21 protein-coding genes and 1 pseudogene are annotated in these 21,210 nt (G+C 58.9%); 14 read left to right on the top strand and 8 right to left on the bottom strand.

The window, feature by feature from the left end:
• Together AC1DLB_RS03460 and yaaA are read right to left on the bottom strand one after the other, a co-directional pair.
• The coding region (locus tag AC1DLB_RS03460; protein ID WP_477784607.1) for a nucleotide sugar dehydrogenase at window positions 1–599 on the bottom strand (599 nt) is incomplete at its 3' end.
• Between the two features lie 835 nt (window positions 600–1,434).
• Entirely contained in the window at window positions 1,435–2,214 is a 780-nt protein-coding gene (yaaA, locus tag AC1DLB_RS03465; protein WP_064620184.1) for a peroxide stress protein YaaA, read from the bottom strand.
• A gap of 322 nt (window positions 2,215–2,536) precedes the next feature.
• Here yaaA and AC1DLB_RS03470 point away from each other — a divergent pair, with 322 nt between their 5' ends.
• From AC1DLB_RS03470 to AC1DLB_RS03495, 6 genes are all read left to right on the top strand, one after another.
• The gene (locus AC1DLB_RS03470) at window positions 2,537–3,661 is read left to right on the top strand and encodes a polysaccharide deacetylase family protein (RefSeq protein ID WP_258612664.1); all 1,125 of its coding nucleotides are present in this window, start codon (window positions 2,537–2,539) and stop codon (window positions 3,659–3,661) included.
• 335 nt (window positions 3,662–3,996) lie between these two features.
• Window positions 3,997–5,388, top strand: a complete 1,392-nt coding sequence (locus tag AC1DLB_RS03475; RefSeq protein ID WP_018927120.1) for a PhoH family protein — start codon at window positions 3,997–3,999, stop codon at window positions 5,386–5,388.
• A 155-nt stretch (window positions 5,389–5,543) separates the two neighbouring features.
• Entirely contained in the window at window positions 5,544–6,017 is a 474-nt protein-coding gene (moaC, locus tag AC1DLB_RS03480) for a cyclic pyranopterin monophosphate synthase MoaC (protein WP_018927119.1), read from the top strand.
• Complete coding sequence (moaD, locus tag AC1DLB_RS03485) at window positions 6,014–6,256, top strand: molybdopterin converting factor subunit 1 (protein ID WP_018927118.1); 243 nt, start codon at window positions 6,014–6,016, stop codon at window positions 6,254–6,256. Before moaC ends, moaD begins: the two co-directional genes overlap by 4 nt.
• A gap of 3 nt (window positions 6,257–6,259) precedes the next feature.
• Entirely contained in the window at window positions 6,260–6,712 is a 453-nt protein-coding gene (gene moaE, locus AC1DLB_RS03490; protein WP_018927117.1) for a molybdopterin synthase catalytic subunit MoaE, read from the top strand.
• Between the two features lie 239 nt (window positions 6,713–6,951).
• Window positions 6,952–7,728 (top strand): ABC transporter substrate-binding protein, encoded by a 777-nt coding sequence (locus AC1DLB_RS03495; protein WP_477784608.1) that lies wholly within the window; start codon window positions 6,952–6,954, stop codon window positions 7,726–7,728.
• Window positions 7,729–7,814: 86 nt separating this feature from the next.
• Here the strand turns inward: AC1DLB_RS03495 and AC1DLB_RS03500 are convergent, their stop codons facing one another.
• The 5 genes from AC1DLB_RS03500 to AC1DLB_RS03520 form a co-directional block, all read right to left on the bottom strand.
• Complete coding sequence (locus AC1DLB_RS03500) at window positions 7,815–8,456, bottom strand: helix-turn-helix transcriptional regulator (RefSeq protein ID WP_018927115.1); 642 nt, start codon at window positions 8,454–8,456, stop codon at window positions 7,815–7,817.
• 93 nt (window positions 8,457–8,549) lie between these two features.
• The gene (locus tag AC1DLB_RS03505) at window positions 8,550–9,677 is read right to left on the bottom strand and encodes an NAD(P)/FAD-dependent oxidoreductase (protein ID WP_477784609.1); all 1,128 of its coding nucleotides are present in this window, start codon (window positions 9,675–9,677) and stop codon (window positions 8,550–8,552) included.
• 60 nt (window positions 9,678–9,737) lie between these two features.
• Window positions 9,738–10,685: an ornithine cyclodeaminase family protein gene (locus AC1DLB_RS03510; RefSeq protein WP_477743262.1), complete on the bottom strand. Its 948-nt coding sequence runs from the start codon at window positions 10,683–10,685 to the stop codon at window positions 9,738–9,740.
• A gap of 139 nt (window positions 10,686–10,824) precedes the next feature.
• Window positions 10,825–12,312, bottom strand: coding sequence for an ATP-dependent RNA helicase RhlB (gene rhlB, locus AC1DLB_RS03515; protein ID WP_477743263.1), 1,488 nt, complete (start codon window positions 12,310–12,312; stop codon window positions 10,825–10,827).
• Between the two features lie 85 nt (window positions 12,313–12,397).
• Window positions 12,398–13,054, bottom strand: a complete 657-nt coding sequence (locus tag AC1DLB_RS03520; RefSeq protein ID WP_018927111.1) for an alpha/beta hydrolase — start codon at window positions 13,052–13,054, stop codon at window positions 12,398–12,400.
• Between the two features lie 469 nt (window positions 13,055–13,523).
• On the opposite strand from AC1DLB_RS03520, the gene AC1DLB_RS03525 reads away from it, so the two are divergent.
• The 4 genes and pseudogenes from AC1DLB_RS03525 to AC1DLB_RS03540 all read left to right on the top strand — a co-directional run bounded on the left by AC1DLB_RS03525 (window position 13,524) and on the right by AC1DLB_RS03540 (window position 17,469).
• The gene (locus AC1DLB_RS03525; protein WP_018927110.1) at window positions 13,524–14,555 is read left to right on the top strand and encodes an amino acid ABC transporter substrate-binding protein; all 1,032 of its coding nucleotides are present in this window, start codon (window positions 13,524–13,526) and stop codon (window positions 14,553–14,555) included.
• A gap of 65 nt (window positions 14,556–14,620) precedes the next feature.
• The gene (locus AC1DLB_RS03530; RefSeq protein WP_018927109.1) at window positions 14,621–15,802 is read left to right on the top strand and encodes an amino acid ABC transporter permease; all 1,182 of its coding nucleotides are present in this window, start codon (window positions 14,621–14,623) and stop codon (window positions 15,800–15,802) included.
• Window positions 15,803–15,812: 10 nt separating this feature from the next.
• Window positions 15,813–16,772: pseudogene (locus AC1DLB_RS03535) on the top strand (amino acid ABC transporter permease); the annotation flags it as partial.
• 16 nt (window positions 16,773–16,788) lie between these two features.
• Window positions 16,789–17,469: an amino acid ABC transporter ATP-binding protein gene (locus tag AC1DLB_RS03540; RefSeq protein ID WP_477784610.1), complete on the top strand. Its 681-nt coding sequence runs from the start codon at window positions 16,789–16,791 to the stop codon at window positions 17,467–17,469.
• A gap of 142 nt (window positions 17,470–17,611) precedes the next feature.
• Here the strand turns inward: AC1DLB_RS03540 and AC1DLB_RS03545 are convergent, their stop codons facing one another.
• Complete coding sequence (locus AC1DLB_RS03545; protein ID WP_018927107.1) at window positions 17,612–18,070, bottom strand: REP-associated tyrosine transposase; 459 nt, start codon at window positions 18,068–18,070, stop codon at window positions 17,612–17,614.
• A gap of 210 nt (window positions 18,071–18,280) precedes the next feature.
• Between AC1DLB_RS03545 and AC1DLB_RS03550 the strand changes: the two genes are divergently transcribed.
• The 4 genes from AC1DLB_RS03550 (at window position 18,281) to AC1DLB_RS03565 (ending at window position 21,178) form a co-directional block, all read left to right on the top strand.
• On the top strand, window positions 18,281–18,940 hold the full coding sequence (locus AC1DLB_RS03550; protein WP_028940339.1) for a FadR/GntR family transcriptional regulator: 660 nt from the start codon (window positions 18,281–18,283) through the stop codon (window positions 18,938–18,940).
• Window positions 18,930–20,246: a CynX/NimT family MFS transporter gene (locus AC1DLB_RS03555; RefSeq protein ID WP_477743264.1), complete on the top strand. Its 1,317-nt coding sequence runs from the start codon at window positions 18,930–18,932 to the stop codon at window positions 20,244–20,246. The genes AC1DLB_RS03550 and AC1DLB_RS03555 overlap by 11 nt, the downstream gene beginning before the upstream one ends.
• A gap of 100 nt (window positions 20,247–20,346) precedes the next feature.
• Window positions 20,347–20,817 (top strand): nuclear transport factor 2 family protein, encoded by a 471-nt coding sequence (locus tag AC1DLB_RS03560; RefSeq protein WP_019581088.1) that lies wholly within the window; start codon window positions 20,347–20,349, stop codon window positions 20,815–20,817.
• A 40-nt stretch (window positions 20,818–20,857) separates the two neighbouring features.
• Window positions 20,858–21,178: a GIY-YIG nuclease family protein gene (locus AC1DLB_RS03565; protein WP_018927103.1), complete on the top strand. Its 321-nt coding sequence runs from the start codon at window positions 20,858–20,860 to the stop codon at window positions 21,176–21,178.
• Window positions 21,179–21,210: the final 32 nt, after the last annotated feature.

The following is a 21,210-nucleotide window of genomic DNA, read 5'->3' on the forward strand; positions in this document are numbered from 1 at the left end:
CGGATGATCGGTGCGTCGAGTTCTTCGTACAGCGATTGCAGAACGTCGCCCGAAGCCTTGTCGAACTCGCCGATGACGGTCATTGGCGGCTGGTCGTAGTCGGCGATCGCGGTGCTTTCACGCAGGAACTCAGGGTTCACGGCAACGCCGAAGTCGACGCCTGCTTTCTTGCCGGAGCAGTCTTCGAGAATCGGGATGACCACGTTTGCCACGGTGCCCGGCAACACAGTGCTGCGCACGACGATGGTGTGGCGGGTGGTTTTGTCACGCAGAACAAAACCGATTTCGCGGCACACAGCCTCGATGTAGTTCAGTTCCAGGTCGCCGTTCTTTTTGCTCGGCGTGCCGACGCAGATCATCGACAGGTCGGTGTCGCGAATTGCCTCGGCGAAGTTGGTCGTGCCGCGCAGGCGGCCAGTCTCGATGCCCTGTTTCAGAAGTTCGCCCAGGCCAGGTTCAACGATCGGCGAACGACCGGCGTTGATCATATCGATCTTGTCTTTGGCAACATCGACGCCAACGACGTCATGGCCCCGTGCAGACAGGCAACCGGCACAGACTGCACCGACGTAACCCAAACCAAATATGCTGATGCGCATCGCATTTACCTCTCAGTTAATCAAGACTGTGTTCAACAAGCCATTACATGGCCGGAGTTAATGGTGTTCAGCGGTCATAATGCACTCGCAAGTGCGGCCTTAAAGGCGTCACAATGCCGGGTGCAGGCATACTAAGTTCCGAGTGTCTAAATAAGTGCACTCAAGAAGTGCGTAACCAGGCCTTATTGTTATGACGTGCCCTGTTATGCAGCCGACCCTCTAATCAGAGGACGTTCGTGCAAAGGTCTTGCGCGCTCAATGCCAGGCCAGAAGCCCGTAAATCAAGCGGTTGGGTGCTCGGGTGAGCACGTTTATAGGGGCGCAGCCGTGGCCTTGTAGGGGATATTAATGATGCGTTATCTCCTGTCCTTCATGTGTTGCCCAAACAAGTGATCCATAAGTTCAAGTTAATATGACAACTTCGCTATCGGGACCGCTTCTCTGTGTAAGTTATCTCGTACGTTCGCCGAGAGAATCGTTACGGGTGGTATGAGCGACGCATTTGGACATAGTTCCAGTCCACCCATCGCGATTTCTGGAATTTCTTGAAATATTGAAAAAGATGGCACTGCTTTCATATTGATAGCACTTGCCGTTTCGCCCTTTATATATAGGGTGATTATTGCCTTGGGTACTTTTTTGCCACTACTCACAAAAATTTTCAGTGCCACTACTGAAAAAAATCAGCAAAGTCGAGTGAAACAAAAGTTAGAAAATCGAGTGCTTGTTTTTTGGCGCCAATAAGTCGGCGAAAAGGGCGGGGATTGTTCGAGGATCGAAGGGGTAGCGCACGACGAAGTTGTTGGTGTCGTGCGCGAATTGAGTGCGGGTCTGGTTACTCCGGTGCGTGATCGCGCAGGAACACCAGATTGTCCGGTTTAGACTGTTCGCTGCTGTAGCGATAACCCTGAACATCGAACTGCTGGAGGGCGACCGGGTCATTGATGCGTTCTTCGATGACGAAGCGGCTCATCATCCCGCGGGCCTTTTTCGCGTAGAAGCTGATGATTTTGTACTGGCCGTTCTTCAAATCCTTGAACTCGGTATTGATGATGCGCGCGTTCAAGGCGCTGCGTTTGACCGCCGAGAAGTATTCGTTGGAGGCCAGGTTCAGCAGCACATCGTCGCCCTGATCGGCCAGCGCTTCGTTCAGCCATTCGCTGATCCGCGTGCCCCAGAAGGCATACAGATCCTTGCCACGGGCATTGGCCAGCTTGGTGCCCATCTCCAGCCGATAGGGCTGCATCAGGTCCAGAGGGCGAAGCAGGCCGTACAGGCCGGAGAGCATGCGCAAGTGCTGCTGGGCGTAATCGAAGTCGGCTTCGCTGAAGGTTTGTGCATTCAGGCCGGTGTACACGTCACCCTTGAATGCCAGCAAGGCCTGCTTGGCGTTGGCTGGGGTGAAGGCCGGGGTCCAGCTGCCGAAACGTGCGGCATTGAGGCCGCCAATCTTGTCGGAGACGTGCATCAGCTCGCTGATCTGCGCCGGTGTCAGGTCGCGCAGTTGCAGGATCAGTTCCTGGGAGTGGTCGAGGTATTGCGGCTGAGTGAAGCGCTGGGTCGCCGGCGGTGTTTCGTAATCGAGGGTCTTGGCGGGGGAAATCACCATCAGCATGAAGTCGGCTCCTTTAATCGTGGGGGCGATTCTAGGGGGTTGTCTGTGTTGACTCCAGCTATGGGTGTCATAGGTGATCGGTGGTGTCGCCAGGTTTTGTGGCAGAAGAAGATCCTGTGGCGAGGGAGCTTGCTCCCGCTCGAGCGCGAAGCGGTCGCAATACAGGCGCATGGTTTTATCCAGAGAAAGTATTTGTCGGTTTGGGGCTGCTTCGCAGCCCAACGGGAGCAAGCTCCCTCGCCACAATGAGTTCGGCGCAGATGCGGGAATTTGAACGCTATCGGCTATAGTGCCGCGCGGGTTTTGTTATGGAGACATCCCATTGCGTATCGTTTTTCTATTCTTCGCCTCGCTGTTGAGTTTCGTCGCCCAGGCGGCGCCGGGCGATGTGGCGACGCTGGATCGCAGCACCTGGCCTGAGCGGCTCAGCAACCCGACCCTGTTCGACGTTGCCTCCCGGGCCGAAATCCTCATGTTCGCCCGCGTCCTGCTCGCCAGCGAATCGCTCGATGAAGCAAGCCTGGCTCAACGCCTGGGCCTGCGCACCGTCAATCTGGAGTCGGTCAACCAGCTGCGCCAGCGCATGTGGCAGCGGTTGCTGAGCAACTACAACTTCGCCCAGCAGAGTTGCGATCAGGATGCCTCTTTCTGTTTCCTCGTCGAGGACATGGATACCTTGCGGGAGCAAGCGGCCAAGTTTCAGATCAGCAACGACAGCTACTACATCAAGTGGGCCGAGCCGAGCCGGTTGTTCCACGCCCAGTATCTGGACGAGCAATTGCGCAAGGCCGCGCTGTTCCCGCAGACCAGCAGCGAAGTCGATCGTTTTGGCGACTATGAGCACAATGGCGATGCCATGAATGATCGCCTGTTCCTGCTGACTTTCGACAGCGCTGCCAATGCCGTGCCGGATAACACTGCCTGGGTCACCGAGTACCTGCGCAAATCGAACATGAGCGCGACGTTCTTCGTCCTCGGCAAGGACATCCAGGCCCGTCTGGCTGAAGGTTCGGCGACCAGCCTGCAAGGGACCTATTCGCAGCAATGCGTTGGTGTGCAGGGTTGGGAGTTCCGTTCCCACAGCCACTGGCAAGACTGGCAGGACTCGGTGCGGCGCAGCGCCGAGCTGGTCAAGGGCAAGCTGCCGGAGAATTACGTGCCGCTGTTTCGTCCGCCCGATGGCCAGCGTCGGTCCGATGCTGAAGGCTTCTTCAGGTCTCAGGGTTTGCAGGTGGCATTGTGGGACATCGATGCCCAGGACGGCGCCGGCAAGCTCAAGGGCAGCCAGAGTGCGCAACGGGTGCTGACCCTGATGCTGCTGTGGCGGCACGGGGTGATCAACTTCAATGTGAAGCAGGACGCGCTGAAAACCGCGATGCCCTGGCTCATCACGCAAACGGCGCCAAGCGGGATCGGTTGGGAAAACTGTCAGGACGCGTTTCGCTGAAACGGGGAAAGCCCGTAAACATTGGGGAAGGGACGTTTTTGGAGGAGATTTCGATGCAGGCGGACTTCCGACTTTAGCGGGGTGCTGGCAGTCCGCCAAGTGCTATTGGTCATTCTGAAAAATAAACTTCAAAAAAACGTCAAAGTGCTTTTTTCTGTCATGTGTTTTGGAGTATTACGAAGACAGACCGCCGAAACCTGCAACACAGGTGGCGTCTTCCAAGACTCCGTTTGGGTTGCAATCACTTGAGTCTGAGCAGGTGATTTCGGTGGCCACTTCGAGGCGCAGCACTGTCATGGTATTGCGTCGACTGGCTCCCACAAAGGTGACCGAGTATGGATGATCACGGACGTAGCCCTTCCAACCAGCCAATCCTTTATGTACTCGATACCAACGTATTGATTCACGATCCAAACGCCCTGCTTAACTTCGAAGAACACCACGTCGCGATCCCGATGACCGTGCTTGAAGAGCTGGACAAGCTCAAGAGCGGGCCTCACAGCGTTGCAGCGGAATGCCGCCAGGCCATTCGGCTGATCGACAAGACCCTGGGCGATGCCAGCCCCGAAGACGTCGAACTCGGCGTTCCGATCCAGCGTGGCAAGGGCGGGCCCAAGGGCTTGCTGTCAATTCTGATGAGCAAGCGTGCCGAGCCGAACATCATTCTGCCCGAGCACCTGAACGACAACATCATCATCAACCAGCTGATCGACCTGCGCGCGCGTGATGCAAAACTGCCCGTGGTGCTGGTCACAAAAGACATCAACATGCGCCTCAAGGCCMGGGCTTGTGGGATCGCGGCCGAGGACTACAGTACCGACCAACTGGTCGACGACGTTTCGTTGCTGCCCAACGGTTACCACAACATGACCGGCTCCTTCTGGGACCGGGTGAGTAAAGTCGAAACCCGGCAGGATCATGGTCGCACCTGGCATCAGGTGCAGCTGATCGACAACCTGCCTGCCGTGCACGTTAACGAGTTCATCATCGACGAACAGGGCTTTGTCGGCTGGATCAAGGAAATCCAGGTCGACAAATTGTTGATCCTCGACCTGCATCAGGAGCCTCTGTTGCACCAGGAAGCCTGGGGCCTGAAACCGCGTGACATCTATCAAAGCCTGGCGCTGTACGCCTTGCTCGATCCGGACATTCATCTGGTCAACCTGTCCGGCGCGGCCGGTTCCGGTAAAACCATCCTGGCCCTGGCGGCGGCCATCGAGCAGACCATGGTCAGCAAACGCTACCGGCGCATCATTGCCACCCGCAGCGTGCAGGGGCTCGATCAGGAAATCGGTTTCCTGCCCGGCACCGAAGCGGAAAAGATGGAGCCTTGGCTGGGCGCCATCACCGACAACCTCGAAGCCTTGCACATGGATGACGAAAACACCCATGGCAGCGTCGACTACATCCTCAGCAAAGTGCCGTTGCAGTTCAAATCCCTCAACTACATTCGAGGCCGTAGCTTCCAGCAGAGCCTGATCCTGATCGATGAATGCCAGAACCTCACGCCGCACCAGATGAAAACCATCATCACCCGTGCTGGCGCCGGTTCCAAAGTGGTGTGCCTGGGCAACCTGGCGCAGATCGACACCCCTTACCTGTCCGCGACCAGCTCCGGGCTGACGTACCTGACCGAACGCTTCAAAGACTTCCCCAACGGTGTACACATCACCCTGCAAGGGGTGCCACGTTCGATTCTGGCCGAATACGCCGAATCGCATCTGTAACCTTGAACCACAAAAACGGGGCGACCTCACGGGTCGCCCCGTTTTTTGTGTCCCGCATTTCCTCTGTAGGAGCGAGGCATGTCGATCGGATAATCGTGCGTGCGGAAAATTGACCCGCAGGTTTACAATCGATGCTCCTGATCAGGAGTAACGCTGTGCTGACTCATCTCGATTCCCAAGGTCGCGCCCATATGGTCGACGTCACCGAAAAAGCCGTGACGTTCCGCGAAGCGACGGCCCAAGCGCTGGTGCGCATGCTGCCCGAAACCCTGCAGTTGATCGTCAGCGGCGGTCATCCCAAGGGTGATGTGTTCGCCGTGGCGCGGATCGCCGGCATCCAGGCGGCGAAGAAAACCAGCGATCTGATTCCTCTGTGCCATCCGTTGATGCTCACCGGCGTCAAGGTCGAACTCAGTGCCGAAGGCGACGACACCGTGCGCATCGTGGCGCGCTGCAAGTTGTCCGGGCAGACCGGCGTCGAGATGGAAGCGCTGACCGCCGCCAGTGTCGCGGCGTTGACCATCTATGACATGTGCAAGGCCGTGGACCGCGGCATGACCATCGAGAGCGTGCGGCTGCTGGAAAAACTCGGCGGCAAGAGCGGCCATTTTCAGGCGGAGCAGCCATGAACGTGACCGTGAAGTTTTTTGCCCGTTACCGTGAGGCGCTCGGCGTGGATTCAGTGAAGGTTGAAGGTGATTTCGCCACGGTTGACGATGTGCGTGCACTGCTGGCCCAACGTGAAGGCGCCGAAGTGTTGAGCGAGCAGAACCTGATGTGCGCCCGCAATGAAGACCTCTGCCAGCTCGATGAGCCGGTCGGCGATGGCGATGAAGTGGCTTTCTTTCCAACCGTGACCGGGGGCTGAGCCATGGCGATTCGTGTGCAGCCCACGCCGTTCGACCCGGGCGCTGAGGTCAACGCCATGCACGCGGCCAATGTGGGCGTCGGTGCGGTGGTGAGTTTTGTCGGCTATGTACGCGACTTCAATGACGGCCTCGACGTCGCCGGGATGTTTCTGGAGCACTACCCGGGCATGACCGAAAAAGCCCTGGGCAAGATTGCCGCGGAGGCCGAGCAGCGCTGGCCGCTGTTGAAGCTGGAAGTGCTGCATCGCATCGGCGCACTGGAGCCGGGCGAGCCGATCGTCTTCGTCGGTGCCGCCAGCGCCCACCGTCAGGCAGCGTTCGATGCCTGCGCCTTTGTCATGGACTACCTGAAAACCCGCGCGCCATTCTGGAAGAAAGAAAACACCAGTGATGGCGCGCGCTGGGTTGAAGGGCGCGACAGCGATCATGCGGCGGCGGATCGCTGGAAGCAGTAATTCCTCCAGTGCTTTCGAATACACCTTCGCGGTCCGACTTGTCCGCGAAGAGGCCTTCTGCATCACCCAAAAATCCACTGATTCCCCTCCCGACCAGAGGCTGGAAGATCTGTATGCGCCCGATTGACGGTTAATACATAAAAGTCCAGTATGGATTTATAAGTACAAAAAAAGGCGTTCCCTGTTTCAGCTTTTTCTTCTGTCTTGCCAAACCAACAACAACCCGCGAGAGAACGAACATGAAGAAATTCCCCCTCATCACCGGTCTGGCCCTGAGCCTGTTGGCGTGCAGTAGCGTGTTCGCTGCCGAGAAAAGCCTGCGCATCGGTATTGAAGCGGCCTATCCGCCGTTCGCATCGAAAACCGACAAAGGTGAAATTGTCGGTTTCGACTACGACATTGGCAACGCCCTGTGCGCGCAGATGAAGGTCAAGTGTGTGTGGGTCGAAGGCGAATTCGACGGTCTGATTCCTTCCCTGAAAGTGAAGAAAATCGACATGGCGCTGTCGTCCATGACCATCAATGAAGACCGTAAGAAGTCGGTGGATTTCACCCACAAGTACTACTTCACCTCATCGCGACTGGTGATGAAGGAAGGCGCGGCGGTCGATGACCAGTACGCCAGCCTCAAGGGCAAGACAGTCGGCGTTCAACGCGCAACCACTACCRACCGTTACGCCACCGAGGTTTTCGAACCGAAGGGCATCAACGTCAAGCGTTACGGCAACAACGAAGAAATCTACATGGACCTGGCGGCAGGTCGCCTCGATGCCATTTTTGCCGACACCATTCCATTGAATGACTTCCTGTCGATGCCGCGTGGCAAGGGTTACGCCTTTGTCGGGCCGGAACTCAAGGATCCGAAATACGTGGGTGAGGGCGCCGGGATTGCCGTGCGCAAGGGCAACACCGAGTTGGTCAGTGAACTGAACGCGRCCATCGACGGCATTCGCGCCAATGGCGAATACCAGAAGATTTCGGAGAAGTACTTCAAGTCCGACATCTACGGCGATTGATCGGAAAAAGATCGCAGCCTTCGGCAGCTCCTAAAGAGGACCACATTTCTCTGTAGGAGCTGGCGCAGCCTGCGATCTTTTGATTTTCAGCCCTTCAATTCCTTCAAATGCTTGTACACCGTCGCCCGGCCCATGTTCAGCACATTGGCCACGTAGTTGGAGGCGCTTTTGCCTTTGAAGGCGCCTTCGGCGTGCAGCGCCAGCACCAGTTCGCGTTTGTGGTCGCGGGTCAGCACATTCAGGCTCAACTGGCGCTCGCGCAGCCAGGCATGCAGAAAAGTGTTGATCCGTTCTTGCCAGTCATCGCGAAACAGTGAGTCCGGTTGCGGAATCAGCTTGGTCGGCGACAGGAACAAATCCAGCGCCGCCTTCGCGTTCTCGAACAACGAGATATTCAGGTTGATGCACAGCACTGCCAGCGGTTGCCCTTCGCTGTCGCGCAGCACGCTGCTGAGGCTGCGAATCTTCTGGCCGTCCCAGTTGAGCTTTTCGTACGGCCCGATGTTTCGTTCACTGACCTCTTCGCTGAGCATGTCCTCCAGCGACGAGTCGTCTCCAATTTCCCGTTTGGACAGGTTGTTGGCGATGTAGTCGACCTTTTGTGTGCGCAGGTCGTGCAGCACCACCTCGGCGTGAGGGAAGAACAACGTGGCGATGGCATCGGCAATCGCGCGGAAGTTGTCCATGGACACATTGTCCAGGGCCGAGTTTTTTTCAGGTGCGTTCATACAGTGGAGCTCCAGGCCAGCGTCAGTGCCCCTTTAAAAAGGGGCACTGGAAGTTTGCCGCAATCGTGTGGGCACGTCACCTGAGGATCAGGATCAACCCAGGCGGGCGGGGGAGAGCATCGCGGCGTCCAGACCGAAACGGGTGAGCTGTTCGGGCAAGGCTTCGCCGCGTACCAGTGCAGCACTGGCCTGGCCCATGGCCGGTGACGTCTGGATGCCGTAGCCGCCTTGTCCCGCCACCCAGAACAGGCCCGGTACGCGTTGATCGAAGCCGGACAGCAAATCCCCGTCGTGCACGAAACTGCGCAAGCCGGCCCAGGTGCGGGTCGGGCGGCGGATGGTCAGGGTGGTGGCCTCTTCGATCTGGTAGATGCCCATGGCGATGTCCAGTTCTTCGGGCTGCACGTCGTGCGGTTCCACCGGATCGGCGTTGGCCGGTGAGCCGAGGAACATGCCGGCGTCGGGTTTCATGTAGAACGATTCATCGAGACTGACCAGCATTGGCCAGTCATGGCTATCCRGGCCCTCGGGGCCGGCGAAGATAAAGGCTGCCCGGCGCTTGGGTTGCAGGCCCAGAGGCTGTGCGCCGGCCAGCTCGCCAACCTTGTCGGCCCAGGCGCCGGCGGCGTTGATGATGATCGGGGCGCTGAAGGTCTGAGTGGCGGTTTGAACCTGCCATAGCCCTTCGGTATCCCGGGCCAGGCTCAGCACTTCACTGTCGGTATGCACCTCGCCTTTATTGCGCCGGATACCGCGCAGATAGCCTTGGTGCAGGGCATCGGTATCGATGTCGCTGGCGGTTGGGTCGTAGATCGCGCCATGGACTTTTTCCCGACGCAGGATCGGCAGACGCGCACAGGCTTCGTCGGCGCTGAGCAGTTGCATCTGCGGCACGGTGGCTTTGGCGCTCAGGTATTGATTGTTCAACTCGGCCGGATCGCCAGTGAAGTCGACGGTCATCTCACCGCGCGGGGTCAGCAGCGGGTGTTCGCAGAAACCGGGCGGTGGTGCATCGAAGAAATCGCGGCTGGCCAGGGTCAATGCCCGAACCTGGGGCGTGCCGTAGGCGGCGGTGTAGAGCGCCGCCGAGCGTCCGGTGGAGTGATAGGCCGGATGGGATTCGCGCTCGAGCACAATCACCCGTCCGTGCTGCGACAGCCAGAAACCGGTGGAAGCACCGGCAATCCCGCCGCCGATAATGATGAAATCTGCCTGGCTCATGAACGTCTCCTGATGGGGCGTAAATGCCGAAATTGTTGGGGATCCCTGTGGGAGCGGGTGTTAGCCCAGTAGGCGGTAAATGGCATTGGCCAGTGCGATGTCTTCCAGGCCCAGGCCGATGGAGCGGAAAAACACAGGTCGGTCGTAGTCCGGGCGCTGCACTTTTTCGCTGAGCAAGTCGGGCAGGTCGCCGACTATCGAGCGCTTGTCCCAGCCATGCTGTTCACCGGCGATCAGCATTTCGCCGGCCGAGCCCGGGGTGGTCTGGCGATAGTCGCAGAATACCTGCATGTCATTGAGGCTCTGCGGCGGCACTTCATGGGCACGCGGAGCATTGGTGCTGATGGACGTGATCAGCGCCGGTTTGCTCAACATGGACGGGTCGATCACCGGGCTGGCGGACGAAGTGCAAAGCATGATTACGTCAGCGTCTTGTATCGCGTTGTCGCAACTGTCGGCGAGGGTCAGCCGTGGATCGAGGCTTTCGAGTTGCGCCAGCGTTTCGGCGTTCTTGCCGCGCAAGCTCGGTGAATACAGGCTGATGCTTTGCCAGTCTCGCAGGTTCTTCACATAGTGCAGGTGCGCCTGGGCCACTTTGCCGCTGCCGATGATCGCCAGGCGTTGGGCCTTCAGCGGTGCGAGGGCATCGACCGCCACCGCCGTCGTCGCCGCGGTGCGTGCGGTGGTCAGTTCACCGGCATCGCAGAGCAGCAGCGGCTGGCCGGTCTGCATCGACATCAACAGCGTCCAGGCGGTCACCAATGGGCCTTGCTCACGCACGATGTAGGGCGATGTCTTGACGCCATACACGCCGTCTTCGGCCAGCACGCCCAAGTAGTTGATGAAGTCCCCGGCACCTTTCGGGAATTCCACCAACTGCTGGGCCGGTTGCACGGCTTGCCCGGCGGCCAGGTCGCGGAACAGCTTGCGCAGGATCTGCGGCACGTCGACTTGCGCCAACAGTTCGCGGGCCTGGGGTTGGGTGATCACGTAAGGCGTGCTGGGCATGGTCGACTCCGGGTGCTGAAAGTAAACTAATTTGTCCATTATGGACTTTTAGTTGTCTCGAGCAAGCTCCTGTTGAAAAAACCGGACGAAAAAAAAGCGCAGTCCGTCTCCGGCTGCGCCTTTTATTCTGCGACCCGTGTTATGGGCGCTTGCGCTCAACCGCCCGCAGTAGATGCGTCGGTGGCGTTTCACAACTGATCTTGCGACCCAGCAGCGCCTCGATGGACGGTAGCTGGTAGGAGTCGTCTTCACCGGCAAAGCTGATGGACACACCATCGGCGCCGGCACGGCCAGTACGACCGATGCGGTGCACGTAGTCGTCCGGGACTTCCGGCAGGGTGAAGTTGATCACGTGGCTGATGCCGTCGATGTGAATGCCGCGACCGGCCACATCGGTGGCGACCAAAACCCGGATCTTGCCTTCGCGGAAACCTTCCAGGGTCTTGATGCGCTTGTGCTGCGGCACATCGCCGGACAGTTGCGCGGCGTTGACGCCATCGCGCACCAGGCGTTCTTCGATGCGCCGCACTTCGTCCTTGCGGTTGGCGAAGACCATCACCCGTTCCCAGCCGTTATCGTTGACCAGGTTATAGAGCAGTTTGTACTTGTCGGCGCCGGCCACTGCGTAGATGTGTTGCTCGACGTTTTCGCTGGCCACGTTCTGCGCTTCGATCTCGACGATCGACGGGTCGGTGGTCCATTGCTTGGCCAGGTTCATCACGTCGTCGGTGAAGGTCGCGGAGAACAGCAGCGTCTGACGTTCGTTCTTCGGTGGAGTCTGGCGAATGATCTGACGCACTTGCGGGATGAAACCCATGTCGAGCATCCGGTCGGCTTCGTCCAGCACCATGACTTCGACCATGTCCAGGTGCACGTCGCCGCGCTGGTTGAAGTCGAGCAAGCGGCCCGGAGTGGCCACGAGGATGTCGCAGTGACGGGCTTCGAGGTGCTTGAGCTGCTTGTCGAAGTCCATGCCGCCGACAAACGTCATGACGTTGAGGCCGGTGTACTTGGTCAGGTCGGCCGCGTCCTTGGCGATTTGCACTACCAGTTCCCGGGTCGGGGCGATGATCAGTGCTCGCGGTTCACCCATGTAGCGTTCTTTGGGCGGCGGGGTTTGCAGCAGCTGCGTGATGATCGAAATCAGGAACGCGGCGGTTTTGCCGGTACCGGTCTGGGCGCGACCGATGGCGTCTTTGCCCACGAGGGTGAAGCCAAGCACCTGCGCCTGGATCGGCGTGCAATAAGGAAAGCCCAGGTCCTGAATGGCGTGCATCAGTTCGGGGGCGAGTTTGAAATCGTGGAAGCGGGTTTTGCCTTCCTGGGGTTCGACGACGAAGTCTTCGAGTTTCCAGGGGATGACCGGCGCCTTTGGCTTCGGTTCGCGGCGTGGTTTTGCCGGTTTCGGGGCTTCGCTGCGCGGCTGTTCAGAGGCAATGGCCGGAGCAGAGGGGGCGGTCGGTGTGGTCACCGGCTCGTGTTTCGGTGCCGCTACGGTTGCGGTCCGGCCAGGCTGATTACCGTCGGTACGGTGGCTGGGGGTATGAGAAGGAGCGCTGGAGCCYGGCGCGAGCTGCTCAGCCTCGCTTTTACCGAACATTTTCTTGAGTGCTTTGAGCACGGTCATCTCATCAATTGGTTAAGGAATGTACGCCGGCCAGTGTAATGCAAGAATCGGGCGCGGCGTAGTGCGATGGATCAAAGGGTAGCTTTTAGCGCAAACGCTCGGCGAGCCAGACGCCGATGTCGCGAATTTCTTCGGGTAACACTTCGTGGCCCATTGGGTATTCCTGCCATGTCACGGTGACACCATGCTGCTTTAAATACTCGTAGGCGGTCCGGCCCATGGAGTTTTGCACGACGTCATCATACTGACCATGCAACGACAACACGGGAATGCGCTGCTGGCTGGCGGAAAGCTCCAGTTCATCGCTGAATGTCGGCGCATAAGTCGAAAGCGCAAGCACGCCGCCCAGCGGTCCCTGCCATTTCAGGAAGGCTGTGTGCAAAACCACGGCGCCGCCCTGGGAAAAACCGGCGAGAAAGATCCGCGAGGCGTCTATTCCGCCGGCCTTCTGCACTTCAATCAAATTCACGACCCGTTGCGCGGACTCCTCCAACTGCTCGCGGCTGATGGCGCGTGCCGGGCTCATGGCCAATATGTCGTACCAGCTTGGCATCTCGTAGCCACCATTAATGGTGACGGCGCGGGTCGGAGCCTGGGGCAAAACGAAACGGGTAGTGAGCAGGTTTTCCTGTAGCGCTTCAGCTACCGGCAAAAAATCGTAGCGGTCGGCACCCAGCCCATGCAGCCAGATTACGCAGGCATCTGCGGGCTTGACGGGTTGAAGAATCAGGGGCTCGGTCATGTCTGCTCCATTGTTGTGCGTGCGCTCTCATTGTGTGCGAGGTTCGAGTGCGCAATCGGTTGATCAGTTAAGAAGATGTCGCAAGGTTGAAAGTTTTGCTATTGACCTGTCGCTGAATCGCTTTAGCGAGCGGTCTGGTACGGGCTTTGCTATGGGGAACCCTGTGCAACCAATCTCGTGCCTGGCGGTAACACTATCAGTGTATGGCTAGTCGTGGGATAGCAAAGAATCCGGTGATGGATGTTCGCCAGTGGCCGCTACGGGCTTCGCGAACGTGAAAGGGCTACAGCCCGTTCGGCCGATTGGTGAGAAGTGAGTTATCCATGATGTGGATTTTCTCCTACTAGACTCATAGCGACGGTCCTTACGTCGGTTGACCCTAAAAAAAGCCAACAAGGGTCAGCAACGCCTCAAAAGGGTGCGACAGGGCTCAAGCTCCGACACAACAAGAGCAAAACTGGAGGTTTGAATGAAGATGTTGAAATCCACCCTGGCCGTCGTGACTGCAGCTGCAGTGCTCGGTGTCAGTGGGTTCGCTCAGGCGGGTGCAACCCTGGATGCAGTGCAGAAGAAAGGTTTTGTACAGTGCGGTGTGAGTGACGGTTTGCCGGGTTTCTCGGTTCCGGACTCTACCGGCAAGATCGTTGGCATCGATGCTGACTTCTGCCGCGCTGTAGCTGCTGCAGTGTTTGGTGATGCRACCAAGGTCAAATTCAGCCAGTTGAATGCCAAGGAGCGTTTCACTGCTCTGCAATCCGGCGAAATCGACATGCTGTCRCGCAACTCCACCATGACCAGTTCCCGTGATGCGGGCATGGGCCTGAAGTTTCCTGGCTTCATCACCTATTACGACGGCGTAGGCTTCCTGGCCAACAGCAAGCTGGGCGTGAAAAGTGCCAAGGAACTGGATGGCGCGACCATCTGTATTCAAGCCGGTACCACCACCGAGCTGAACGTGTCCGACTACTTCCGCGCCAACGGCCTGAAGTACACCCCGATCACCTTCGACACTTCCGATGAAAGCGCCAAGTCGCTGGAATCCGGTCGTTGCGACGTGCTGACCTCCGACAAGTCCCAGTTGTATGCACAGCGCAGCAAACTGGCCTCGCCGAAAGATTACATCGTTCTGCCTGAAACCATCTCCAAAGAGCCTTTGGGGCCGGTCGTGCGTAACGGCGACGATGAGTGGCTGGCAATCGTTCGTTGGGTTGGCTACGCGATGCTCAACGCCGAAGAAGCCGGTATCTCTTCGAAGAACGTCGAGGCAGAAGCCAAGTCGACCAAGAACCCGGACGTTGCTCGTCTGCTGGGCGCCGACGGTGAGTACGGCAAGGATCTGAAGCTGCCGAAAGACTGGGTGGTGAAAATCGTCAAGCAGGTCGGTAACTACGGCGAAGTCTTCGAGAGAAACCTCGGCAAGGGCACTCCGCTGGAAATCGATCGTGGCTTGAACGCCCTGTGGACCAACGGCGGCATTCAATACGCACCACCAGTGCGCTGATGGTTCTATCGCCCGGTGGGCCAACCACCGGGTGATGTTCTGTTCCATTATTTCCGGGGCACTTCATGCAAAATTCAATCGGCGCACCAAAGCAGAGGTTCAGCCTCAGCGATCCGCGAGTGCGTGCGTGGCTGTTTCAGATCATTACGGTTCTCGCCGTGGTCGGGATGGGTTGGTACCTGTTCGACAACACTCAAACCAACCTGCAACACCGGGGCATTACCTCCGGTTTTAGCTTTCTTGAGCGCAGCGCCGGTTTCGGCATCGCTCAGCACCTGATCGACTACACCGAATCGGACAGTTATGCCCGGGTGTTTGTCATCGGCCTGCTCAACACCTTGCTGGTGACGTTCATCGGCGTGATCCTGGCGACGATCCTCGGTTTCATCGTCGGTGTGGCACGACTCTCGAAGAACTGGATCATTGCCAAGATGGCGACGGTTTATGTCGAGGTCTTCCGTAACATTCCGCCGCTGCTGCAAATCCTGTTCTGGTACTTCGCGGTGTTTCTCACCATGCCAGGGCCGCGCAATAGCCATAACTTCGGCGACACCTTCTTCGTCAGCAGCCGCGGCCTGAACATGCCGGCAGCGTTGATAGCGAACGGTTTCTGGCCGTTTGTGGCGAGCATCGTCGTGGCCATTGTCGCGATCGTGCTGATGTGCCGCTGGGCCAACAAGCGTTTCGAAGAGACCGGCGTACCGTTCCACAAATTCTGGGTAGGCCTGGCGATGTTCCTGGTGATCCCTGCGTTGTGCGCATTGATCTTCGGCGCGCCGCTGCATTGGGAAATGCCACAGCTGCAAGGTTTCAACTTTGTAGGCGGCTGGGTGCTGATCCCTGAACTGCTGGCACTGACCCTGGCCCTGACGGTGTACACCGCGGCGTTCATCGCCGAAATCGTGCGTTCGGGCATCAAGTCGGTCAGCCACGGCCAGACCGAAGCGGCTCACTCGCTGGGGCTGCGCAACGGTCCGACCCTGCGCAAGGTGATCATCCCGCAAGCCCTGCGTGTGATCATTCCGCCGCTGACCAGCCAATACCTGAACCTGGCGAAAAACTCCTCGCTGGCGGCCGGTATCGGTTATCCGGAGATGGTGTCGTTGTTTGCCGGTACGGTGCTGAACCAGACCGGACAGGCGATCGAAGTCATTGCCATCACCATGAGCGTGTACCTGGCGATCAGTATCAGCATTTCCCTGCTGATGAACTGGTACAACAAGCGCATTGCGCTGATCGAGCGGTAAGGAAGAGCGCATGACGACTCATACTTTCAAACCCGACATGCCTCCACCGAGCAGCAGCATCGGTGTCGTGGCGTGGATGCGGGCGCACATGTTTTCCAGCTGGATCAACACCCTGCTGACGTTGTTCGCGTTCTATCTGATTTACCTGATAGTTCCGCCTCTCGTGAGCTGGGCGATTCTCGACGCCAATTGGGTCGGCACCACCCGTGCCGATTGCACCAAGGCCGGTGCCTGCTGGGTGTTCATTGAGCAGCGCTTCGGCCAGTTCATGTATGGCTACTACCCGGTGGACTTGCGCTGGCGCGTGGACCTGACCGTGTGGCTGGCAGTCATCGGCGTGGCGCCGTTGTTCATCGCACGTGTTCCGCACAAGGCAATCTACGGCCTGAGCTTTCTGGTGCTCTATCCGATCATTGCCTACCTCCTGCTGCACGGTGGTGTATTCGGTCTGAGCCAGGTGGCGACCAGCCAGTGGGGCGGCCTGATGCTGACCCTGGTGATCGCTACCGTTGGTATCGTCGGCGCACTGCCGCTGGGTATCGTGCTGGCCCTGGGCCGTCGTTCGAACATGCCGGCGATTCGGGTGGTCTGCGTGACCTTCATCGAGTTCTGGCGCGGTGTGCCGTTGATCACGGTGCTGTTCATGTCGTCGGTGATGTTGCCGTTGTTCCTGCCCGAAGGCATGAACTTCGACAAATTGCTGCGGGCGTTGATCGGCGTGATCCTGTTCCAGTCGGCCTACATCGCCGAGGTGGTGCGTGGCGGTCTGCAAGCGATCCCTAAAGGTCAGTACGAAGCGGCTGCGGCGATGGGCCTCGGTTACTGGCGCAGCATGGGCCTGGTGATTTTGCCGCAAGCCCTGAAGCTGGTAATCCCTGGCATCGTCAACACCTTCATTGCGCTGTTCAAGGACACGAGCCTGGTGATCATCATCGGCCTGTTCGACTTGCTCAACAGCGTCAAGCAAGCCGTACGGCCAGTTCCACGTGTTGAAAGACATCAACCTGAACGTCAAGCAGGGCGAGCGTATCGTGCTGTGCGGCCCGTCGGGTTCCGGCAAATCCACCACCATCCGTTGCCTCAATCGCCTGGAAGAACACCAGCAGGGCCGTATCGTGGTCGATGGCGTGGAACTGACCAACGACCTCAAGCAGATCGAAGCGATCCGCCGTGAAGTCGGCATGGTGTTCCAGCACTTCAACCTGTTCCCGCACCTGACCATTCTGCAGAACTGCACCCTGGCGCCGATGTGGGTACGCAAGATGCCCAAGCGCAAGGCCGAAGAAATCGCCATGCATTACCTGGAACGCGTACGCATTCCAGAGCAGGCGCATAAATACCCGGGGCAACTGTCCGGTGGTCAGCAACAGCGTGTGGCGATTGCCCGTGCCCTGTGCATGAAACCGAAAATCATGCTGTTCGACGAACCGACTTCGGCACTCGACCCGGAGATGGTGAAAGAGGTGTTGGACACCATGATCGGCCTGGCCGAAGACGGCATGACCATGCTCTGCGTGACCCACGAAATGGGCTTCGCCCGTACCGTGGCYAACCGCGTGATCTTCATGGACAAGGGTGAAATCGTCGAGCAGGCCGCGCCGAACGACTTCTTCGACAACCCGCAGAACGAGCGGACGAAGTTGTTCCTGAGCCAGATCCTGCATTGATAGACGCTTGGCAGTGAAATAAACCCGGACTCTGTTCCGGGTTTTTTTTGCTCCAATGAAACGCTCCACCTGCTGACCGCGAACCCTGTAGGAGCCGGCTTGCTGGCGATGGCGGCATACCAGACGCCACCGAGTATCCCGGCTATAGCCATTTGGCATCCCACAATGGGTAATCGTGCACACGTGTGACAAGCCCCGCACGCAATGGATTGGCAACGATGTATCGGGCGACCGCTTGCAGATCCGCTTCACGGCGAATCGCGCGATCATGGAAACCTCTCTGCCATACCATCCCTCTGCGCTCCAGTCGCGCGTTTACCGCCCGCGCGCTGCGCGATTTGGTTGCCAGCACCAACGCCGACAACGAGTTGTTCTTCAGTTCGACCAGCCAATGAAAATGGTCGGGCATCACCACCCAGGCGAGGGAATCGACCCATTCTTCTGTCTGCGCCTGACGAAAGTGGTCTACCACCAGACGTCCTGCCCGCCAGTCAGTAAAAAACGGGGTGCGATTCCAGGTGACAGCTGTCAGCAGGTAGATTTGGCCGGTTTGGGAATAACGTCCGGCGCGTAAGCGATTGGCATGGGGAAGATCGGGCATTCCATTGCCCTCCTGTGTTTTGAGAGAAACAGAAGGCTAGTACGCAATAGTGAGGGGCATTGCCAAAGTTCAGTTCTGAATGTGTCGGTACGATCGCCATCGCCAGCAAGCCGGCTCCTACAGGGTTTGCGTGAGCCCGTTGCCTTGTCGGACGAAGCTGACTAACATGTCAGAAAATTCATCCTATGATTGGATGAAAGGGCGAATTCTATGTCAGATATTTCTCCATTAATTAAACGGTCCTTGGTCGATCAGGCCCTGGACCAGTTGCGCCTGCGCATTAATCAAGGTGTCTGGACGGTCGGCCAGCGCTTGCCCACCGAGCCGGAATTGGCGACGGAGCTGGGCATCAGTCGCAACACCGTGCGCGAAGCCATGCGCGTGTTGGCGTTTTCCGGGTTGATCGAGATCCGCCAGGGCGACGGCAGCTACGTGCGGGCGGTAGTCGATCCTTTGGATACGATGAAGGCGCTGTCCCGCTGCTCTCAGGAACAGGCTCGGGAAACCCGGCACATTCTGGAAGTCGAAGCCATCGGTCTGGCTGCATTACGCCGCACCGATGAAGACCTGGTGGCGTTGCGCGAGGCGCTGGGCGTCAGCGGCAGCCACTACCACGGCGATCTCGACACCTACATCGCCTGTGACCTGGTGTTTCACCGTCGTCTGGTGGACGCGGCGCACAACCCGACCCTCAGCGAGCTGTATCGCTACTTTTCCAGCGTCGTGGGCGCGCAGTTGCGTCAGACCCTGAACGTCACCCCCCGACGCCAAGCGGTGTTCGACCTGCATATCGAGCTGCTCGATGCCGTCGAACAACGCGACCCGGAACGGGCCAAAGCCCTGATGAGGCAATTGATCAATGAACCTTGAAACCGAGAATCCGATGTCCAGTCAGCAGGCGAGCCACAGCCGCATCACCGAGCTCAAGCGGACGGCGGAGCTCGAAGAGCTGTTGATCGATGCCGAGGCCGATGATGCAGAGGTTCAGCGAAGTCACCCGCTCCTGCGGCGCCCGTGGCTGTTGCTGCTGGGGCTGATTCTGGTGGCGCTGAACTTGCGTCCGGCGCTGTCGAGCATGGCGCCGATGCTCAGCGAGGTCTCGAAAACACTGGGGCTATCGGCTGCCCAGGCCGGTTTGCTGACCACCTTGCCGGTGCTTTGCCTTGGTCTGTTCGCGCCGTTGGCGCCGGTGCTTGCGCGACGTTTTGGTGCCGAGCGGGTGGTGCTGGGGATTCTCCTGATGTTGGCCGGCGGGATTATTCTGCGCAGCTCGTTCGGCGAGGTCGGCCTTTTCGCCGGCAGCGTGCTGGCCGGCGCCAGCATCGGGGTGATCGGCGTGCTGCTGCCCGGTATCGTCAAGCGCGACTTCCCGAAACAAGCCGGCACCATGACCGGCGTCTACACCATGGCCCTGTGCCTGGGCGCGGCCATGGCGGCTGGCGCGACCGTGCCGTTGAGCGAACATTTCGACAAGAGTTGGGCGCTGGGCCTTGGCTTCTGGGTGGTTCCGGCCTTGGTCGCGGCGATGTTCTGGCTGCCGCAAGTCGGTCAGAAACACGGCGCACATAACGTTGCCTATCGGGTCCGAGGCCTGTTGCGCGATCCGCTGGCCTGGCAAGTGACCTTGTACATGGGCCTGCAATCGTCTCTGGCTTACATCGTATTCGGTTGGCTGCCGTCGATTCTGATCGGTCGCGGTCTGACGCCAACCCAGGCCGGTCTGGTGCTGTCGGGGTCGGTGATTGTCCAGTTGATCAGCTCGTTGGCGGCACCGTGGCTGGCGACCCGTGGCAAGGATCAGCGACTGGCGATCGTGATCGTCATGGCAATGACCCTCGGCGGCTTGTTCGGTTGCCTGTATGCGCCGATCGACGGCCTTTGGGGCTGGGCAATCCTGCTGGGACTGGGGCAGGGCGCTACGTTCAGCCTGGCATTGACCCTGATCGTGTTGCGCTCGAGGGATGCCCATGTCGCCGCCAACCTGTCGAGCATGGCCCAGGGTTTCGGCTACACCCTGGCATCCATGGGGCCGTTCGCGGTCGGTGTGGTGCATGACTGGACTGGCGGCTGGAGCGCGCTGGGCTGGATCTTCGGCGTGATCGGTCTTGGCGCGATCATCGCCGGCCTCGGTGCCGGGCGTTCGCTGTATGTGCAGGTCGAAAGCGAAAAGATCTGATTCGCACACACTGTCGGTATTCGGGGGGCGAATGCTGATGGTGTTTCGTCTGTTTGCAGATTATCGTGCTGGCAATCTGCCTATTTTCCGGAGCCTGCCCATGAGTGATGCCCACAACGCCTTGATCACCCGGTTCTATCAAGCCTTCCAGCGGCTGGATGCCGAGGCGATGAGCGCCTGCTATACCGACGACGTGGTGTTCAGTGATCCGGCGTTCGGCGAGCTGCGCGGGCGCGATGCCGGCGATATGTGGCGCATGCTCACTACCCGCGCCAAGGACTTCTCCCTGACCTTCGATAACGTGCGCAGCGATGAGCGCACTGGCGGCGCCCATTGGGTGGCGACGTACCTGTTCAGCCAGACCGGCAATATCGTGGTCAACGACATTCAGGCGCGTTTCGTGTTTCGCGACGGCAAGATCTGCGAGCACCACGACAGTTTTGATCTGTGGCGCTGGTCGCGTCAGGCGCTGGGTTTCAAAGGGCTGTTGCTGGGCTGGACGCCGGTGGTGAGAAACGCCGTGCGTGCTCAGGCCTTGAAGGGCCTGAAGGCATTCCAGGCCAGTCGCTGATAAGATCGCGGCTTGTTTTCTTTCAAGCCTTGATCGTCACGTGAGCACCTCGAGCGAATCTTCCGTCATTGCCGCCGAACCGTCGGTGCCTGTCAGCAAACCCTGGTTCGTCTACCTCGTTCGCGCGGCCAATGGTTCGCTCTACTGCGGGATCAGCGACGATCCCGTACGTCGCTTCGCCACCCATCAGAGTGGCAAGGGCGCGCGCTTCTTCCTGTCGAGCCCGGCCGTGGCGCTGGTTTATACCGAGCGCTGCCGCGATAAAGGCGAAGCGCTGCGCCAGGAGCGTTTGATCAAGAAACTCAAGAAAAGCGCCAAGGAATGTCTGGTGGCGAGTGCGGCTGCGGGCTTATCAATCTGACTGATAAGTGCCCATCAGGCAGATGGGTAGGC

The sequence above is a fragment of the Pseudomonas sp. 05N434 genome, assembly GCF_056396965.1.

Bases quoted from the DNA above. Each gene is read 5' to 3' on its own strand.
- AC1DLB_RS03555 (WP_477743264.1), top strand. From the start codon at position 18,930: ATGAACCTTGAAACCGAGAATCCGATGTCCAGTCAGCAGGCGAGCCAC.
- yaaA (WP_064620184.1), bottom strand. From the start codon at position 2,214: ATGCTGATGGTGATTTCCCCCGCCAAGACCCTCGATTACGAAACACCG.
- AC1DLB_RS03545 (WP_018927107.1), bottom strand. From the start codon at position 18,070: ATGCCCGATCTTCCCCATGCCAATCGCTTACGCGCCGGACGTTATTCC.
- AC1DLB_RS03500 (WP_018927115.1), bottom strand. From the start codon at position 8,456: ATGAACGCACCTGAAAAAAACTCGGCCCTGGACAATGTGTCCATGGAC.
- AC1DLB_RS03530 (WP_018927109.1), top strand. From the start codon at position 14,621: ATGCAAAATTCAATCGGCGCACCAAAGCAGAGGTTCAGCCTCAGCGAT.
- AC1DLB_RS03550 (WP_028940339.1), top strand. From the start codon at position 18,281: ATGTCAGATATTTCTCCATTAATTAAACGGTCCTTGGTCGATCAGGCC.
- moaD (WP_018927118.1), top strand. From the start codon at position 6,014: ATGAACGTGACCGTGAAGTTTTTTGCCCGTTACCGTGAGGCGCTCGGC.
- moaE (WP_018927117.1), top strand. From the start codon at position 6,260: ATGGCGATTCGTGTGCAGCCCACGCCGTTCGACCCGGGCGCTGAGGTC.
- AC1DLB_RS03510 (WP_477743262.1), bottom strand. From the start codon at position 10,685: ATGCCCAGCACGCCTTACGTGATCACCCAACCCCAGGCCCGCGAACTG.
- AC1DLB_RS03520 (WP_018927111.1), bottom strand. From the start codon at position 13,054: ATGACCGAGCCCCTGATTCTTCAACCCGTCAAGCCCGCAGATGCCTGC.
- AC1DLB_RS03560 (WP_019581088.1), top strand. From the start codon at position 20,347: ATGAGTGATGCCCACAACGCCTTGATCACCCGGTTCTATCAAGCCTTC.